The organism is Micromonospora sp. NPDC049004 (genome assembly GCF_040649315.1).
In the GTDB taxonomy this organism is placed as follows: Bacteria; Actinomycetota; Actinomycetes; order Mycobacteriales; family Micromonosporaceae; genus Micromonospora.
Genome location: NZ_JBEZFG010000011.1, coordinates 194,691 through 211,854 on the forward strand (window position 1 = coordinate 194,691; position 17,164 = coordinate 211,854).

Sequence of the window (17,164 nt, forward strand, 5' to 3'; positions counted from 1 at the left end):
GCTCAGTACGCGAGCGCGGCCCGCAGGTAGCGCAGGTCGGCGTGACCGCCCCAGCGGTGCGCCGACAGCCCGGCGGACCGGGCGCCCCGCACGGCCCAGTCCTCGTCGTCGACGAAGAGCACCCGGGCCGGCGGGGTGGCCAGCGCCTGGCAGGCGGCCTGGAAGTACTCCGGCGTCGGCTTGTGCACCCCGAGCGTGGAGGAGTTGACCACCACGTCCAGCTCGCCGACCAGGCCGAGCGCGGCGAGGTCGGTGTCGAGCAGGTCGGTGGCGTTGGTGCCCAGCCCCACCCGGACGCCCGCCGCGCGGACCTCCCGGACGAACGCCAGCACCTCCTGGTCGACCTCTCCCCGGTAGCTCTGCCACTGCTGGACCGCGGCACGGGCCCGTTCCGGACTGCCCACCGACTCGGTCAGGGCGTCCGCCACGCTGCTCACCCACGCGGCGTGACTGACCTGGCCGGTGAGCACCGGCTGGAGCCGCCCCCACTGCATGGCGATGTCGCCGAGCACCCCCTCGGAGAGGCCGTACTCCCGCTCGACACCGGCGGCCACCGCCGGGTCCCACCGGCGCAGTACGCCGTCGAAGTCCAGCAGGAGCGCCGTCGCGCGTTCCCGAGCCACTACCCGTTCTCCTCGCCGCGGCCGGGCCGCTGCTCGTTCTCGTCGGCCCGGTTGAGCCGTTGACTGATCACCTGGGTGACCCCGCTGCGCATGGTCACGCCGTAGAGCGCGTCGGCGATCTCCATCGTCCGCTTCTGGTGCGTGATGACGATCAGCTGGCTCTTCTCCCGCAACTGTGCCAGCAACGTGATCAGCCGGCCCAGGTTCACGTCGTCCAGGGCCGCCTCCACCTCGTCCATGATGTAGAACGGGCTGGGCCGGGCGCGGAAGATCGCCACCAGCATGGCCACCGCGGTCAGCGACCGCTCGCCACCGGAGAGCAGCGACAGGCGCTTGATCTTCTTACCCGGCGGTCGGGCCTCGACCTCGACGCCGGTGGTGAGCAGGTCCTCGGGGTCGGTGAGGATCAGCCGACCCTCGCCGCCGGGGAAGAGCACCGTGAACACCTGCTCGAACTCCCGGGCCGTGTCCTCGAACGCGCTGGCGAAGACCTCCAGGATCCGCTCGTCCACGTCCTTCACGACGGTCAGCAGGTCCCGCCGGGTGGCCTTGAGGTCCTCCAACTGCTCGGAGAGGAACTTGAAGCGCTCCTCCAGCGCGGCGAACTCCTCCAGCGCCAGCGGGTTGACCTTGCCGAGCAGGGCCAGTTCGCGTTCCGCCTTGGCGGCCCGCTTCTCCTGCACCGGTCGCTCGTAGCGCACCGGCTCGGGCACCGGCAGACCGTCCCGCTCGGCGAGGGCCACATCGGCCTGGGTGGGCGGCACCGGCTGGGCGGGGCCGTACTCGGCGACCAGCGTCTCCACGTCCAGTCCGAAGTCCTCGGCGGCCTTCGCCTCCAACTGCTCGATGCGCAGGCGCTGCTCCGCGCGGGCCACCTCGTCGCGGTGCACCTGGCTGGTCAGCCGCTCCAGCTCCGCGCCGAGCCGCTTGGCTGCCCCGCGTACCTCCTGGAGCTCGGCCTCGCGGGCGGCGCGCTCCCGCGCGACGGCGTCGCGGTGCTCCTCGGCCACTGCGATCGACGTGGTGAGCCGGGTGAGCGCCTCCCGGGCGCCGCCGGCGACGGCCCGGGCGATGCCCGCGCCCCGGGTGCGCGCGGCCCGCCGGGCCGCGGCGCGTTCGCGGGCGGCCCGCTCCGCGGTGGCCTGCCGGGCGAGGGAGTCGGCCCGGCCGGCGATCGAGGAGACCCGCTCCTCGGCGGTACGCACGGCGAGCCGGACCTCCATCTCGTTCTGCCGGGCCTGCGGCACCATGGCGGCGAGCTGGTCCCGCTCCTCGGTGGAGGGCTCGGCGTCGACCGGGGTCTCCTCGGCCAGCCGTAGCCGTTCCTCCAGCTCGTCGAGCGTGGCGAGGTCCCGCTGCCGGGCCGCCTCGGCACGGGCCCGGGATTCGCCCAGCCGGTCGGTCTCCGCCTTGGCCGAGCGGGCGGCCGCGCCCAGCTCGGCGAGCCGGCGGGCGGCGGCGTTGCGGTGGCTCTCCGCCTCGCGCTTTTCGGCGGCGGCGTGCTGCACGGCCTCCTTGGCGGCGGCCACCTCGGCACGCGCCTCGACGAGCTGGTCGCGCAGTTCGGCACCGGCCTGTTCGGCGGCGAGCCGATTGGTGCGGGCCTCCTCGACGGCTGCCTGCACCTCGATGTAGCTGGGGGCCTTGGCCGACCCGCCGGCCGCCGCGTACGCCCCGACCACGTCCCCGTCGGGGGTGACGGCCCGCAGCTCGGCGTTGCCGGCGACCAGCTCGGCCGCGGCGGCGAGATCGTCGACCAGCGCCACGTCGCGCAGCGCCCGGTGCACGGCGGGGCGCAGCTCGTCGGCGCACTCGACGAGGTCGGGTGCCCAACGGGCGCCGTCGGGCAGCTTCGGACGCAGCGCGTCGGCCGAGCCGGTCATGCCGGGCCCCGCCGGGCTGCCGACCAGCAGGCCGGCCCGGCCGGCGTCGGAGATCTTCAGCAGGCGCATCGCCTCGACGGCCTCGTCCACCCCGCTGACGGCGACCGCGTCGGCGAGCCCACCGAGTGCGGCGGCCAGCGCTGCCTCGTGCCCCGGCGCGACGGTGAGCAGCCCGGCGAGACTACCCAGCAGGCCCGGTACGTCCCCCGCGCGGGCGAGCAGCGCTCCCGCGCCGTCCTTGCGCCGCAGACCGAGGGCGAGCGCCTCCTCGCGGGCCTTCCAGGTGGCGGCGTCCTTCTCGGCGCCCCGCTCGGCGTCGGTCAGCGACCGGACGGTCGCCTGTGCCCGGTCCTGGACGGCGACCGCCTCGGCGTGCCGGGCGTCCAGGTCGGCGTTGTCCCGGTCCGCCTCGGTGGACTGCGCGGCAACCGCGTCCAGGTCGGCCTGCGCCTGCTCGGCGCGGCCCAGCGCGTCGGCGTGCGCGACGGCGAGGCGTTCGATCTCCTCGCCGGCGCTCGTGGTCCGGGCCCGTGCCGAGTTGACCTGGCCGGTGAGCCGGGCCATGCCCTCGCGCCGGTCGGCGATGGCCTTGGCGGCGGCCACCAGCTCCCGCTCGGCGGCGGCGAGCTGCCGTTCCAGCTCCTGACGGTGCTCGACCGCCTCGGCCAGCCGGATCTGGTCGTCGGTGAGCGCCGCGCGCAGCTCCTCCTCCTGCTCGCGGACCCGTTCGGCCTCGGCCTCCAGCTGGTCCGGGTCGCGGCCGGGCCGCTCGTCGTCGCCGGTGGCGCTGAGGTGCCGCAGCCGCTCCCGGGCCAGTTGCTCGATCGAGCGGAAGCGTTCCTGCAGGGCGGAGAGCTTGTACCAGGTGTCCTGCGCGGCGGCGAGCAGCGGCGCGTCCTCGGCGAGGGCGGCCTCCAACTCGCCGAGGCGGCCCTGCACCTCGGTGTGCTCGCCCTCGATCTGCTCGCGTCGCTCCCGCAACGCCGTCTCGTCGGCGATCTCCCGGTCCAGGGTGGTCCGCAGCGTGGCCAGGTCGTCGGCGAGCAGTCGCAACCGGGCGTCGCGCAGGTTGGCCTGGATGGCGGCGGCACGCCGGGCCACCTCCGCCTGCCGGCCCAGCGGCTTGAGCTGGCGGCGCAGCTCGGCCGTGAGGTCGGTCAGGCGGTTGAGGTTCACCTGCATCGCGTCGAGCTTGCGCAGCGCCTTTTCCTTGCGCTTGCGGTGCTTGAGGACGCCTGCCGCCTCCTCGATGAACGACCGGCGGTCCTCCGGCTTGGCGTGCAGCATGCCGTCGAGCCGGCCCTGACCGACGATGATGTGCATCTCCCGGCCGATGCCGGAGTCGGACAGCAGCTCCTGGATGTCGAGCAGGCGGCACGAGTTGCCGTTGATCTCGTACTCGCTCTCGCCCGAGCGGAACATCCGGCGGGTGATGGAGACCTCGGTGTACTCGATGGGCAGCGCGCCGTCGGTGTTGTCGATGGTGAGGGTGACCTCGGCCCGGCCCAGCGGCGCACGGCCGGCGGTGCCGGCGAAGATGACGTCCTCCATCTTGCCGCCGCGCAGCGCCTTGGCGCCCTGCTCGCCGAGCACCCAGGCGATGGCGTCGACGACGTTGGACTTGCCGGAGCCGTTCGGGCCCACCACACAGGTGATCCCGGGCTCCAGCTTCAACGTCGTCGCGGAGGCGAAGGATTTGAAGCCCTTCACCGTCAGGCTCTTGAGATACACCTACTCGATCCTCGTCCGGTGGCCGCCGTACCGTCGCCGGCTGCGCGGACCTGGGTGAACCCGCAGACTAACCCGATGGCGGGACCGACCCGGCACGCGACCCGCCCCGGGCCGCCCCGGCGGACGGCGCGGAGGGTGACAGTGGGCCGAGCGCGCTGTTGTCACGGCGGGACCGGGAAAGACAAACAACGCTCATGATCGGCCCGCCGCCCGGCTGTTTCGGCGAAACTGCGCGGCGGTTATCGCGGCGCCGGTTACAAGATCACAAATGGTCGGCCACGAAAGGCGCCGGACAGCGTTGCGCGCCGGCACGGAGGTGTCGGCGCGCATTTTTGCGGTGGTGCTGCGATTCAGTTTTCCGCGCTGAAGATCAGGTCAGCGCCGGCTCGGCGAGACGGAGCAGGTCGTCCGCTTCCGCCGCAGCCGCCGCGAGCCGATCATTGTCGGCACGCAGACGCGTGATCTCGAACTCCAGTGCCTGAACCCTGGCACGCAGTCGGGTGACCTCGTCGAGCAGACGCCGGTCGGGCGCTGCACCTACGTGGCCGTAGAGGGCCTTCGCCATGCTGACTCCTTGATATGCGCTGCCGGAAAGGCCGGCCAACGCGCGCCCAATTTTGTACGCGGCTGTCATTCCAGCTGTATCTGGGCATGACCGGGCGCGACTGGCGACACCTATATATTGAGCCGCAAACCCCTCCTTCGTCAAGTTCTCGCAGGCCGTAGATCATCTCTACGTCGACCTGTCCACTTGTCGGGGGGGCTGCCGCAAGGCACGGACACGCTCTGTCCGGACGCCTTTACTGTACGCCCGGATTCGGGGAAGTCAGCGCCTTGGCGTCCGACTTCCTCTTAACTCTTCCTTAGCCACGTTGCCGCAGCTCGCGGGCGAGTCGTAGCGTCACCCCGGCCCGCAACCGACCCCGTGGAGGCACAGGCGTGTACGGCTGGACCGACCCGATGGACCCGAACGGCGCCTCCCGGCGTGCCGAGCGGCCGACCGACGAGCCGGACTGGCTGCGCGACCGCCCGGAGCCCCGCTCGGCCTACCTGTTCGGCGACGACCCCGACCAGCCCGGCGACGAGTGGCACCGCGCGGAGCCCACCGCGCGCTGGCAGCCCGCGCCCGTGGAGGCGCCGACCGACGGCTGGCGGGACCAGGAACGGGGCGACGAACCGACCGACGGCTGGCGCGGCGACGCGCGGCCCACGGAGATCGTCGACGGGTGGCACGCCGAGACCGACGCGTACTCCCCCGGCGGCGGGATCACGGAGGCCGCCGGCGACGGGCGGACCGGCAGCGGTCGGCACCGCTCGCCCCGGCGCTGGCGTCGCCCGTTGATGATCGGCGGCGCGGCCGCGGCAGCCACCCTCGTGGTGAGTGTCGGCGTCGGCGCGCTCGCGATGCCCGGCGGGAACGGCCCGGCCGACGAGCCGACCGCCGTCGACGACACCGTCGCCGCCGCGCCCGCCGTCCCGACGGACGAGCCGGCACTCGACACCCTGGTCGCCCCCTCCCCGACCAGCTCGCCCAGCTCGGCACGGCCGAGCCCGTCGCCGAGCAAGGTGGTCAAGCCCACCCCGGCCGCGTCGCGGACCACCGCCACCTCCCGGCGCAGCGCCGAGCGCAGCAAGGCCCCGAGCACCACCAGTGGCTCCGGGGGCGCCAGCGGCAGCCTCAGCGCCCAGGCCCAGGAGGTGGTGGACCTGGTCAACGCCGAGCGCGCCAAGGCCGGCTGCAAGGCGCTGAGCGTCGACGACAAGCTGATGACCGCCGCGCAGCGGCACAGCCAGGACCAGGCCGACCACCAGAACATGTCGCACACCGGCAGCGACGGCAGCAACACCGGAGTCCGGCTGGACCGCGTCGGCTACGCCTGGCGCACCTACGGCGAGAACGTGGCATGGAACCAGAAGACGCCGACCGCCGTGATGGACGCCTGGATGAACAGCTCCGGGCACCGGGCCAACATCCTCAACTGCGCGTTCACCGAGATCGGCGTCGGCATCGCCAGCAGCAACGGGCCGTACTGGACGCAGGTCTTCGCGGCGCCGCGCTGAGAGCGCGTCGTCCGCGCCCCCGCGCTCGTTGGACCCGGTGAGGCACGCCGGACCGGACGTGGGGGCGGCGTGCCGGTGTGGGCGGCGACCCGCCGCCCGGGACCCGGGGGCTGCCGATGCGGATCCGGCTGCGGCGACGTGCCGCCGCACGCCCGCTGCGCCGGATCGTGTCGGCCGGCGTCGTGCTCATCCTGGTGCTGCCGGCGTACGGATGTCGGCGCGAGCTGATCCCGCCGGGGGCGCCCACCCAGTGGCCGGCCACCCAGGCCCGCCACTGGCAGTGGCAGTGGCAGCTCGACGGCCCGCTCGATGAGACGGTGGACGCCGACGTCTTCCTGCTCGACCCGGTGGCAACCACCGCCGCGCAGACGGCCGAACTACGCACCCGTGACCGCCGGCTGATCTGCCAGGTGTCCGTCGGCTCGCTGCGCCCGACCGACCCGGACGCCAGCCGGGTGCCCGCCGCCGTGCGGGGCGCGGCCGGCCCGGAGCCCGGCAGCCGGTGGCTTGACGTCCGCGGGTGGGACGCGTTGGAGCCGGTGCTGGCCGACAGGTTCCGGCTGTGCCGGGGCAAGGGCTTCGGCGCGGTCGCTCTCTCCGACGCCGACGGGTACGCCCACCGCAGCGGCTTCCCGCTCGGCTTCGACGACCAGCTGCTGTTCAACCGCCGGCTGGCCCGGCTGGCCCGCACACTGGACCTCTCCCCCGGGCTGGTCAACGACGTTCCGCAGCTCGCGGCGCTGGCACCGGACTTCGACTTCGTGGTCAACGAGGAGTGCGTCCGGCTGGACCAGTGCGCCAAGCTGCTGCCGTTCGTGGACGCGGGCAAGCCGGTCTTCCACGTCGAGTACACCGGCTCGACCGACGACTTCTGCGTCACCACGGTCGGCTACGGCTTCGCGTCCATGCGCAAGAACCGGGCGTTGGACGCCTGGCGGGAACCCTGCGCGCTGCCGTGACGCCCGGTCGCGGTCGGCCGACACGGTGGTGCCCCCGTCCGCGGTGGCGAACGGGGGCTGCTCGGTCAATCCTGCGGCGCGAGGCCCCGGGTGGCATCCGGACGGCACGTACCGGGCCGCGGATCGCGGCCCGGCACGAGAGACGACCGGCCACTCAGGAGACGGGCACCAGCTCCGGCGCGGGCGCCGGCGGGTCGGTGGGCGCGGGCACCGGCGCCGGGCTTCGGCGCAGGAACCGCGGAGCCCACCAGTTCGCGTCACCGAGCATGGTCATCAGGGCGGGCAGCACCACTCCCCGGATGATCGTGGCGTCCAGCAGGATCGCCGCCGCCAGGCCGATGCCGAGCTGCTTCATGTCGATCGTGCTCAGCGTGGCGAAGATCGAGAACACCCCGACCATGACGATCGCCGCGCTGGTCACCACCCCGGCCGACGACGTGATGCCGTACGACACCGCGTCGCGGTTGGACATGCCGGCCCGCACGCCCTCGCGGATCCGGCTCACCACGAAGACGTGGTAGTCCATCGAGAGGCCGAAGAGCACCACGAACAGGAACAGCGGCAGCCAGGAGACGATCGCGCCCATCGAGGTGAAGCCGAGCAGCCCCTCGGCCCACTCCCCCTGGAAGACCAGCACCAGCAACCCGTACGCGGCGCCGGCGGAGAGCAGGTTCAGCACGATCGAGCTGGCCGCCACCACCACCGAGCGGAAGGTGAACGTCATGACCAGGAAGGTGAGCACCAGCACGAAGCCCATCACCAGCGGCAGCTTGTCGCGCACGTGCGACGCGTAGTCCTCGCTGTCGGCCACGCTCCCGCCGACCGCGTACTCGATCCCGGGGATCCCCCGCAGCTCGGCCGGGACCAGGTCGGCCCGCAACTTCTCCAGTGACTGCACCGACCGCTCGTCGCGGCTGGCGTACGGGGTGGCGACGTCCAGCACCGACACCCGGTGGTCGGCCGACACCTTGATCTTCGGGCCGTCCGCCTCGGTGGGGGCGAACAGCGGGTCACCGCTGGCGCGGGCGGCGAGGTCGGTGAGCGCCGCGTTGACCCGGTCGGCCTGCTCGGCCGGCGCCCGGACGGCCACCACGTGGTTGGTGCCGGTGCTCGGGAAGGCCGCGGTGAGCCGGTCGTACGCCTGCATGGCCGGCGTGGTGCGCGGCAGGTCCTCCATGCCGGGGAACTTCAGCTTCATGCCGAGCGCCGGCACGGCAAGCGCGAGCAGCAGACCGACCGAGATGACGAGCGTCGCCACCGGGGCGCGCAGCGCGGGACGGAGCACCGCCGGCCAGAGCCGGGGCGTACGCGGCTCGCCGTGCCGGCCGGTGCGCGGCGCGGTCAACCGCCAGAGCAGCGGCACCCGGGGCCGGTCGACCCAGCGGCCCAGCCTGGCCAGCAGGGCCGGCAGCACGGTCAGCGAGCCGGTCACCGCGACGGCGACCACCAGGATCGAGCCGACGGCCAGGGACGAGAAGACCACATCGCCGGCGAGGAACAGCCCGGCCATCGCGATGATCACGGCGAAGCCGGAAACCACCACGGCGTGCCCGGAGGTCTCCGCGGCGATCTCCACCGCGTCCAGGCCGGAGCGGCCCTTGGCCCGCTCCTCCCGCTCCCGGCGGATGTAGAAGAGCGAGTAGTCGACCCCCACCGCCATGCCGATCAGCAGGATCACCGGTGACGTGGTGTCGGTGGCCGGCACGAGGTGCGAGGCGAGGGTGGACAGGCCCATCGCGGCGGCGACCGAGGAGAGCGCCAGCAGCACCGGCACGCTGGCCGCGATCAGCGCGCCGAACGCGATGATCAGGATGGCCAGGGTGACCGGCAGGCTCAGCAGCTCGGCACGCTCGAAGTCCTTGCCCAGGGTGTCGTCGAGCGCCTGGCCGATCGACGGCCCGCCGACCTGCTCGACGCGCAGCTGCGGGTGCGCGCCCTGCACGGTGGCGGTGGCGTCGCGCAGCGGCTGCACCCGGTCCGAGGCGGTCTCCGGGTCACCCGCCATGGTGATCGGCAGCAGCAGGGCGGACCCGTCCCGCGCCGTGACCGGCGGACCGACCTCGGCGACCCCGGTGACCGTGCGCAGCCGGGCCGCCGCGTCGTCGGCGGCCGCCTTCGCCGCCGCCGGGTCCAGGGCGCCGCCCCGGGAGGTGATCAGGACGTTCTCCACGGCCGGGTCGTCGAAGGCGCCGTCGTCCACGATGAGGCTGGCCCGCCCGGCCTCGCCGATCGCCTGGTCCCCGCTGGTGGCCTCGGAGAGACCGGCGGCGTTACCGCCGACGAAACACACCGCCACGAACACGACCCACAACGCGATCGCCCGCCACGGATGCTCGGCGCTCCACCGCGCCATCCGCACCGTCACCGGTCTGTTGCCCATCTCGTGTCCCCCTGTCACGTCGACCCCCTGTCAACCGTGCTGACGTTAGGGGCGTGACGAGGCGGTCACATCGGGGAACGGCCCCCGTCCGCCCCGGAGTCGGTCCGCCGACGGCGGCGGGCCCGCCGGACGGGCATCAACCGCGATTCGGGCGTACGCCGGGGTGGGGCCCGGAGCGTCCGGCCGCGACCCGCCGGTGCCGACCCGGAGCCGGCTCCGGGTCATCCCCGAAGGGCACCCCGAGGCCGGGGCTGGCAGCGCGGGCAGCTGAACGACGAGCGGTTCATGAAGGACTCGCGCCGGATCGGCGCTCCGCACCGCCGGCACGGCTCGCCCTCGCGGCCGTAGGCGTTCAGCGCCCGGTCGAAGTAGCCGCTCTCGCCGTTGACGTTCACGTAGAGGGCGTCGAAGCTGGTGCCGCCCACCTTGATCGCCTCCGCGAGCACGTCGCGGACGTGGCCGAGCAGACGCTGCGCGGCGGGCCCGGTCAGCGCGTCGGTGGGGCGGGCGCCGTGCAGCCCGGCACGCCAGAGCGCCTCGTCGGCGTAGATGTTGCCCACGCCGGAGATCAGCGTCTGGTCGAGCAGGGCCCGCTTCACCTCGGTCCGTCGGCGGCGCAGCGCGGCGACGAACGCCGCGTCGGAGAACTCCGGGTCCATCGGGTCGCGGGCGATGTGCGCGATCTCCGCGGGGAGGTCGGCGCCGCCCTCGCTGACCGCGAGCCCGCCGAACGTGCGCTGATCGACGAAGCGCAGCTCGGGCCCGTCGTCGGCGAACCGGAACCGCACCCGCAGGTGGGTCTCGTCAGGTGTGCCGGGCGGCTGGAGCAGCAACTGACCCGACATGCCCAGGTGCCCGACCACCGCGTCGCCGCTGTCCAGCGGAAGCCACAGATACTTGCCGCGTCGGCGCACGTCCACGATGGTCCGGCCGGCGAGCACATCGGCGAAGTGCGCCCCGCCGGGGACGTGTCGCCGGACGGCGCGCGGGTGTCGAACCTCGACCGAGGCGATCCGCCGGCCGGTGACCCACTGGGCCAGCCCCTGCCGGACGGTCTCCACCTCGGGCAGCTCAGGCACGGCGTACGCCCGTCTCGCGGCCGGTCGGGGCCTCGACGTCGCGGGCCTCGACCGGGCCGCCGCCGTTGGCGGACATCGGCCGCTCGGGCGGCGTCTGCTGGTCCGCCACGTCGGCCGGCATGGCCTGCGCCAGGTGGTCGGCCTCCTCGGCCCGGGCCGCCTGCTCGGCGCTGTCCAGCGGCTCCGACGGCTCGCCCTGGTCGGACCCGTCCTGCTGGGCGTTCCGCTCGTGCTGCTCGGTGAGCATCCGCCAGGCCGCCTCGGCGGCCCGCTGCTCGGCTTCCTTCTTGCTGCGCCCCTCGGCGCCGCCGTACCGGTTGCCGGCCACCACGACCCAGGCGGTGAACGTCTTGAGATGGTCCGGTCCGGTGCCCTCGATCCGGTACTCGGGCACGCCGAGACCGAGCGCGGCGGTCAACTCCTGGAGGCTGGTCTTCCAGTCCAGGGCGGCGCCGCGACCGGCCGACTCGGCCATCAACGGGTCGAAGAGCCGGTGGATCACGATCCCGGCGGTGTCCAACCCGTATTGGAGGTAGATGGCGCCCAGCAGCGCCTCCAGGGTGTCGGCGAGGATGCTCGCCTTGTCCCGGCCACCGGTGGTCTCCTCGCCCTTGCCGAGCAGCAGGTACGCGCCGAGGCCGTCCGGGCCCAGGCCACGGGCCACGTCGGCGAGCGCCCGCATGTTGACCACGCTCGCCCGCAGCTTCGCCAACTGCCCCTCGGGCAGGTCCGGGTGGTTGTGGAACAGCGCCGTGGTGATCACCACGCCGAGGACCGAGTCGCCGAGGAACTCCAGCCGCTCGTTCGTCGGCAGGCCACCGTTCTCGTACGCGTACGAGCGGTGGGTCAGCGCGCGTTCCAGCAGGTCCGGCTCCAGGCTGACGCCGAACGCGGCTTCCAGGTGACCGACGGACGCCCGCCGCCGCTTGTCGATGCTCATGATGTGCGTACCTCGGTGTCGGTGGAGCGGTCGGTGCGGTCCGTCGCGGCGTCGCCGTCGAGCAACGCGGAGACCAGTTCGGTGGCACGGCGTCGCCACAGGTGGGCGGCGAGAGCGATGCCGGAGGCGATGTCGTCGGCGCGAGCGGAGCCGTGACAGACGACGACCGTCCCGGCGACGCCGAGCAGGGCGGCCGCCCGGGGGGCGCCACCGCTGACGGGCGGGCCGCCGGCCATCGCGTACGCGCCCTCGATCGCCTTGAGCAGCACGTTACCGGTGAAGCCGTCGGTGACCACCACATCGGCACGCGCGCCGAGAGCCACGTCGTACCCCTCGACCAGGCCGACGTAGCGTGCCTCGCAGGGCAGCGGTTCGACGGCGAGCAGGGGGTCGGTGGCCCGGCGTACCCGGTCGCCCTTGCCGGCCTCGGTGCCGACCGAGAGCAGGCCGACCCGTGGCGCGACGACCGAGTGGGCCACCGCGGCGTACGCGGCGCCGAGCACGGCGTGTCGGGCCAGGGTGGCGGGGCGGGGTTCCAGCGAGCCGCCGACGTCGAGCAGCACCACCGGCCCGGCGACCGCGGGCAGGGTGGCGACCAGGGCGGGTTGGCGGATCTCCGGCCAGCGCCCGAGCCCGAGCACGGCGGCGGTGACCGTGGCGCCTGTCGCGCCGGCCGAGACGAGTGCGTCGGCGGTGCCGTCGCGCACGGCGGTGACGGCGGCCCGGACGGTGCTCTCCGAGCGCGCGGCGCTGGGATGGTCGGCCATGCCGACTGCGGAGCGGACCGGTCGGACCGTGATCCGGGCCCGCTCGGTCGGGGCGAGGGCAGCGATCAGCGCGTCGGCGACCTCGGTCGGACCGACGAGCAGCAGGTGCAGATCGGGATCGGCGCGCACGGCCCGCAGAGCGCCGTCAACCACGACGGCGGGAGCGTCGTCCCCGCCGAGGAGGTCAACGGCGATCCGCGCGGTGCCCGGCTCCACCGGAACACCGGCCGGGTTGGGCCGGCCAGCGTCGGAGGGAGCCGGGGCACCGGGCGAATGCCAGGGTGCGCGCGCCGCCCGACCCGGGGTCGGGGGCGTCACTCGGCGTCCAGGTCAGACCTCGAGAACCTGGCGGCCGTTGTAGGTGCCGCAGACGGAGCAGGCGGCGTGCGGCAGCTTCGGGGACTTGCACTGCGGGCACGCGACGGTCGCGACCACGGTCGCCTTCCAGTTCGCCCGGCGGGACCGGGTGTTGCTGCGCGACATCTTGCGCTTGGGGACGGCCACGGTTCTTACTCCTCTGTACGGGTCAGTTGCGTCAGGCCCGCCCAACGCGGGTCGATCTGCTGGTGACTGTGGTCGGCCGGCAGATCGTCCCAGTGCGCCCCGCATTCGGGGCACAGTCCAGGGCAGTCCTCCCGGCAGAGCGGGTTGGTCGGCAGCGTGAGCACCAACGCGTCCCGCAGCGCCGGCTCCAGGTCGATCAGATCGCCCTGCATCCGGCCCACCTCGTCCTCGTCGGTCGTGGCGTCCGTGGTGCTGTTCTCGTACGCGTACAGCTCCTGGATCGTCACGGCCATCGATTCGTTGATCTCGCGCAGGCAACGCCCGCACTCGCCCCGGATGGGACCGGTGATGGTCCCGGAGACGAGCACACCCTCGGACACCGACTGCAACCTCAGATCGAGGTTGAGGTCCGCGCCCTCCGGCACGCCGATCAACTCCACACCGAGGTCCGCCGGTGCCGGCACGACCCGCTGGACCTCACGCAACGCGCCAGGGCGACGCGGCAGGTCCCTCGTGTCGAGGACCAGCGGCGACCTGGGGTCGAGTGTCGATGGCGAGTGCTTGGGCATAGTCAGACTCCGGCCGGTGAGAGGCCGACAAAAAAGGTTACCTGGGCGACCGCCGGACCGTCGAACCGGGGGGACGCCTGAGGTGAGAATGTCGGCTGGTGAGGTGCCGCTCAGAAGGGTAGCGGGCGTTCCGCCTCATCCCCACCGAAGGTGCCGATCTCCCGCAGCGCGTGCATCTTGTCGCGGCCCCGCTCTATCGAGGCGAGGGCCCGGGTGAGGAACTGCTCGAAGTTGGCCAGCGCGGTGTCGACGTAGTCGTCGACCTCCTCGCGCAGGCGCTGGGCCTCGGCGCGAGCCTCGGCGATGATCCGGGCGCCCTCGTGCTCGGCGGACACGGTGATCTCGTTCACCGATACGAGGCGGGCGTGTTCTGCCTCACCCTCGCTGATGATCCGGTCCGCCTCGCGCTTGCCGGCGTCCATGATCTTGTCGCGCTCCTCGAGGAGCGCGGCGGCCCGACGCAGGTCGGCGGGGAGGTCGGCGCGCATCTCGTCCAGGGCGGCGATCATCTCGCCCCGGTCGACCATGCAGTTGTTGCGCGACATCGGGACGGAGCGCGCCTGCTCCACCATGGCGATCAGTTCGTCGATGCGATCGAGCGGGTCCACCGGTACCTCACTCCTGTCGTTCGTCGGCCGACCTCCATGATGCGGGCCACGGCCGGGTTCCTGCTCGACCAATCATGTCGTGCCCGCCCCACCACCGCCCCACTCACCCCAACCCGGCGAGTCGCGACATGGTCACTCCCCGCCCCCGCGCTCCCCGCCTCGCACTCCCCTGCCGCGTCGATCTTGCAGTTTCGGTCGCGGCAAAGCACCCCGAAAGGGGGCGATCCGGGGTCGGTAAGTGCAAGATCGGCGCGGGATGGAGGAGCGCCGGGCCGGGGTCAGGCCAGGGGTGGGGGGCCCAGGCGGGACTGCAGGGCCTCGCGGACCGGGTCCGGGACGTGGGCGGAGATGTCGCCGCCCCACTTGGCCACGTCCTTGACGAGGCTGGAGGAGAGGAACGAGTAGAGCGGATTGGTCGGCATGAAGAGCGTCTCGACCCCGGCCAGCCCGATGTTCATCTGGGCCATCTGCAACTCGTAGTCGAAGTCGCTGACCGCCCGCAGCCCCTTGATCAGCACGCTCGCCTGCTGGGCGCGGCAGAAGTCGACGAGCAGCCCCCGGAAGGACTCGACCCGCACGTTGCCGTACGAGGAGGTCACCTCGCGGAGCATCTCGATCCGCTCCTCGACGGTGAACAGGCCGCTCTTCGACTGGTTCACCAGCACGCCGACGATCACCTCATCGAACAGCCGACTCGCGCGGCCGATGATGTCGAGGTGTCCGTTGGTGACCGGGTCGAACGAGCCGGGACACACCGCACGTCTCATGATCGGCGACCGTACCAAAGGGTGGTCTCGCCGTACCGGCGACTGCGCTCGGGGGTGATCCCCTCCACCCACTCGAACTGCCTGGTGCGGCGGGACCGTTCCACCACCACCAGCGCGTCGGGCGCCAGCCAGCCGCCGTCGACGAGCGTCGTCAGCAGCGCGGTGATCTCCGCGTCCGGCACGGCGTAGGGCGGGTCGGCGAAGACCACGTCGTACGGGCCACCGTCCGGGCCGGCGGCCAGCACTGTCGCCACCTTGCCGGCGACCAGTCGTACGGCCGGGCCGGCCCGCAGGGTCGCCACGTTCTCCCGGATCACCCGGGCCGCCCGCGGGTCGGACTCGACCAGCAGGACGTGCCGGGCGCCCCGGGACAGCGCCTCCAGCCCGACCGCGCCGGAACCGGCGTACAGGTCGGCGAAGCGCGCGCCGTCGAGGTCGACCTCGGACTCGACGGCACTGAACAGCGCCTCCCGGACCCGGTCGGACGTGGGTCGGGTGCCGGCGCCGGGCGGCGCGGCGATCCGCCGGCCACCGAGCGTCCCGGCCACGATCCGGGTCACCGTCTCCTCCTGCTCATGACCCCGACGCTACGCGACCCCTCGGGACCGCTTCCGACACGGTCGGTACCGCCACGAGGATGACGTGATCACTTCTCGTATATCAATGATCTCAAGTTCATAACATCAGTCTTAGCAAATCCTGAGCGCTGTATCACGCGGGGCGATATCGCTAGGGTCTGCCGGGTGCCGGCGAGAACACGCCGGCCCACGGCTCGGGAGGGCGCCTCTCCGATCGGACGTGCGGTGACCGTCCACTGTCTCTCCCGTGCCACACCCCTGACGCTTCAGCACTCCAGGAGTACCCGTGATCCGTCCCAAGCTGTCGCTCCGGCGACCGCTGGCCATCCTGGGAGCCGCCATCGTCGGCCTCACCGGGGTCGTCGCGGTAGCCGCCCCAGCCAGCGCACACCACACCACGATCAGCGCCACCGTCGACTGCGACCGGCAGAGCGGCGAGCGCGTGATCACGTGGAAGGTGGAGAACAGCGAGCGCGACAAGGCTGTGACGCTCCAGAGGGTGACCGCGGACCCGGCGACGCCGGTGACCGTGCCCGTCGAGGGCGCCGAGGCGGTGCCGCTGCAGGGTTACGTCATCAAGAAGGGCGGCTTCGTGCAGGCCGTCCAGCGGGTGCCGGGCAACACCGCCAGCGCCAAGCTCGTGGTGTTCGGCAAGTGGAAGAAGAACGGCAAGGAAGCCACCAACGACGGCAGCATCACCATCCCTGCCGACCAGTCCTGCGCACCGGCGCCGAAGTGCGTCGACGTCAGCAAGGCCACGTACAGCCACACGTTCGACGGCCCGAAGGGCACCGCCACCGTCAAGCTCGACGGTGACCTGCCGCTCTGCGGCGACGGCAAGCAGTACTTCACGCTGGTGTCGTACTTCGCGCCCCGGCCGCAGTTCGCCACCCCGCAGTACGTCTACGGCACGCCGGACAGCGACTTCGTCAGCGCCACCCAGACCGAGATCACGCTGAACGTCGAGATCCCGGACTGCCACACCCAGGTCGACCTCATCTGGGGCGACAAGGACCAGGTCATCGACGAGATCGTCGACGGCGGCAAGCGCTACGACAACAAGAAGCTCGGCTCGCCGGGCGCCCCGGGCAACCGCTCCAAGGGCCCGCAGGGCTGGTACAACGGCGGCAGCAAGAGCTGCGTCACCCCGGCCTCGACCTTCGCGTCCAACTGCGACGGTTCGGTCGCCGTGTCGCTGAGCAACGACGGCAAGATCAGCAAGTACGCCGTCGAGTTCGAGGTCAAGGGTGAGAACGGCTTCACCAAGAAGGTCTCCGTTGCCCCCGGCAAGGCCGACACCAGCATCGTGGTGCCCGCCGCCGACGCCGGCAAGATCGAGGTCCTGGTCGACGGCAAGGTCATCGAGAACGGCACGTACTCGTGGACGCGTCCCGAGGACTGCCCGCTGCCGGCCGTCACCACCAAGGCCGACTGCAAGGAGTTCGCCCTCACCGTCACCAACCCCGAGGGTGGCATGCCGGTGAAGACCACCTTCACCTACGGCGACAAGACCGAGACCCGTACGGTCGCGGCCGGCGCGTCGGAGACGGTGACCTTCAAGGCTGGCAAGGCCGAGTCGGCGCTCGTCACCCTGCCGGACCTGGACCTGGAGCTCGAAGCCGTCTACACGCCGGAGGGCAACTGCGGCGGTAGCGGTGGCGGCGGCGGCGACGACCAGCCGGGCCTCCCGGTCACCGGTGCGGCCGCGGGCGGCA

At 72.7% G+C, this 17,164-nt stretch carries 14 protein-coding genes and 1 pseudogene; 3 read left to right on the forward strand and 12 right to left on the reverse strand.

The annotated features are described in order from the left end of the window. Positions 1 to 2: 2 nt before the first annotated feature. The 3 genes from AB0B97_RS28850 to AB0B97_RS28860 form a co-directional block, all read right to left on the reverse strand. Positions 3 to 623 (reverse strand): HAD-IA family hydrolase, encoded by a 621-nt coding sequence (locus AB0B97_RS28850; protein ID WP_234590090.1) that lies wholly within the window; start codon positions 621 to 623, stop codon positions 3 to 5. Beyond that, positions 623 to 4,237: a chromosome segregation protein SMC gene (gene smc / locus AB0B97_RS28855; RefSeq protein ID WP_357498069.1), complete on the reverse strand. Its 3,615-nt coding sequence runs from the start codon at positions 4,235 to 4,237 to the stop codon at positions 623 to 625. The genes AB0B97_RS28850 and smc overlap by 1 nt, the downstream gene beginning before the upstream one ends. 370 nt (positions 4,238 to 4,607) lie before the next feature. After that, on the reverse strand, positions 4,608 to 4,802 hold the full coding sequence (locus tag AB0B97_RS28860; RefSeq protein ID WP_007456482.1) for a hypothetical protein: 195 nt from the start codon (positions 4,800 to 4,802) through the stop codon (positions 4,608 to 4,610). A gap of 374 nt (positions 4,803 to 5,176) precedes the next feature. Here AB0B97_RS28860 and AB0B97_RS28865 point away from each other — a divergent pair, with 374 nt between their 5' ends. Both AB0B97_RS28865 and AB0B97_RS28870 read left to right on the forward strand, forming a co-directional pair. Beyond that, on the forward strand, positions 5,177 to 6,298 hold the full coding sequence (locus AB0B97_RS28865; protein WP_357498071.1) for a CAP domain-containing protein: 1,122 nt from the start codon (positions 5,177 to 5,179) through the stop codon (positions 6,296 to 6,298). A gap of 116 nt (positions 6,299 to 6,414) precedes the next feature. Further along, complete coding sequence (locus AB0B97_RS28870; RefSeq protein WP_357498073.1) at positions 6,415 to 7,257, forward strand: endo alpha-1,4 polygalactosaminidase; 843 nt, start codon at positions 6,415 to 6,417, stop codon at positions 7,255 to 7,257. Between the two features lie 154 nt (positions 7,258 to 7,411). On the opposite strand, the gene AB0B97_RS28875 is transcribed toward AB0B97_RS28870, so the two are convergent. The 9 genes and pseudogenes from AB0B97_RS28875 to rsmD all read right to left on the reverse strand — a co-directional run bounded on the left by AB0B97_RS28875 (position 7,412) and on the right by rsmD (position 15,431). After that, positions 7,412 to 9,637, reverse strand: a complete 2,226-nt coding sequence (locus tag AB0B97_RS28875; protein WP_357498075.1) for an MMPL family transporter — start codon at positions 9,635 to 9,637, stop codon at positions 7,412 to 7,414. A 221-nt stretch (positions 9,638 to 9,858) separates the two neighbouring features. Then, positions 9,859 to 10,716 (reverse strand): bifunctional DNA-formamidopyrimidine glycosylase/DNA-(apurinic or apyrimidinic site) lyase, encoded by an 858-nt coding sequence (gene mutM, locus AB0B97_RS28880; RefSeq protein ID WP_234590495.1) that lies wholly within the window; start codon positions 10,714 to 10,716, stop codon positions 9,859 to 9,861. A 232-nt stretch (positions 10,717 to 10,948) separates the two neighbouring features. After that, a pseudogene (gene rnc / locus AB0B97_RS28885) lies at positions 10,949 to 11,656 on the reverse strand (ribonuclease III); the annotation flags it as partial. Continuing rightward, positions 11,653 to 12,639: a phosphate acyltransferase PlsX gene (locus AB0B97_RS28890; protein WP_357498077.1), complete on the reverse strand. Its 987-nt coding sequence runs from the start codon at positions 12,637 to 12,639 to the stop codon at positions 11,653 to 11,655. The pseudogene rnc and the gene AB0B97_RS28890, both read right to left, overlap by 4 nt. 114 nt (positions 12,640 to 12,753) lie before the next feature. Beyond that, entirely contained in the window at positions 12,754 to 12,927 is a 174-nt protein-coding gene (gene rpmF, locus AB0B97_RS28895) for a 50S ribosomal protein L32 (protein WP_030335284.1), read from the reverse strand. Positions 12,928 to 12,932: 5 nt separating this feature from the next. After that, on the reverse strand, positions 12,933 to 13,496 hold the full coding sequence (locus AB0B97_RS28900) for a YceD family protein (protein ID WP_234590500.1): 564 nt from the start codon (positions 13,494 to 13,496) through the stop codon (positions 12,933 to 12,935). A gap of 110 nt (positions 13,497 to 13,606) precedes the next feature. Further along, a complete protein-coding gene (locus tag AB0B97_RS28905) occupies positions 13,607 to 14,104 on the reverse strand; it encodes a hypothetical protein (protein WP_234590503.1) in 498 nt (165 codons plus the stop codon). Positions 14,105 to 14,382: 278 nt separating this feature from the next. Continuing rightward, entirely contained in the window at positions 14,383 to 14,871 is a 489-nt protein-coding gene (gene coaD / locus AB0B97_RS28910; RefSeq protein WP_234590515.1) for a pantetheine-phosphate adenylyltransferase, read from the reverse strand. Continuing rightward, the gene (gene rsmD / locus AB0B97_RS28915; RefSeq protein ID WP_355066981.1) at positions 14,868 to 15,431 is read right to left on the reverse strand and encodes a 16S rRNA (guanine(966)-N(2))-methyltransferase RsmD; all 564 of its coding nucleotides are present in this window, start codon (positions 15,429 to 15,431) and stop codon (positions 14,868 to 14,870) included. The genes coaD and rsmD overlap by 4 nt, the downstream gene beginning before the upstream one ends. A 304-nt stretch (positions 15,432 to 15,735) precedes the next feature. Here rsmD and AB0B97_RS28920 point away from each other — a divergent pair. Then, positions 15,736 to 17,164: cell wall anchor protein (locus AB0B97_RS28920; RefSeq protein ID WP_357498080.1), on the forward strand; the 1,429-nt coding region annotated here is incomplete at its 3' end.

Bases quoted from the DNA above. Each gene is read 5' to 3' on its own strand.
- AB0B97_RS28860 (WP_007456482.1), bottom strand. From the start codon at position 4,802: ATGGCGAAGGCCCTCTACGGCCACGTAGGTGCAGCGCCCGACCGGCGT.
- AB0B97_RS28870 (WP_357498073.1), top strand. From the start codon at position 6,415: ATGCGGATCCGGCTGCGGCGACGTGCCGCCGCACGCCCGCTGCGCCGG.
- AB0B97_RS28875 (WP_357498075.1), bottom strand. From the start codon at position 9,637: ATGGGCAACAGACCGGTGACGGTGCGGATGGCGCGGTGGAGCGCCGAG.
- AB0B97_RS28900 (WP_234590500.1), bottom strand. From the start codon at position 13,496: ATGCCCAAGCACTCGCCATCGACACTCGACCCCAGGTCGCCGCTGGTC.
- coaD (WP_234590515.1), bottom strand. From the start codon at position 14,871: ATGAGACGTGCGGTGTGTCCCGGCTCGTTCGACCCGGTCACCAACGGA.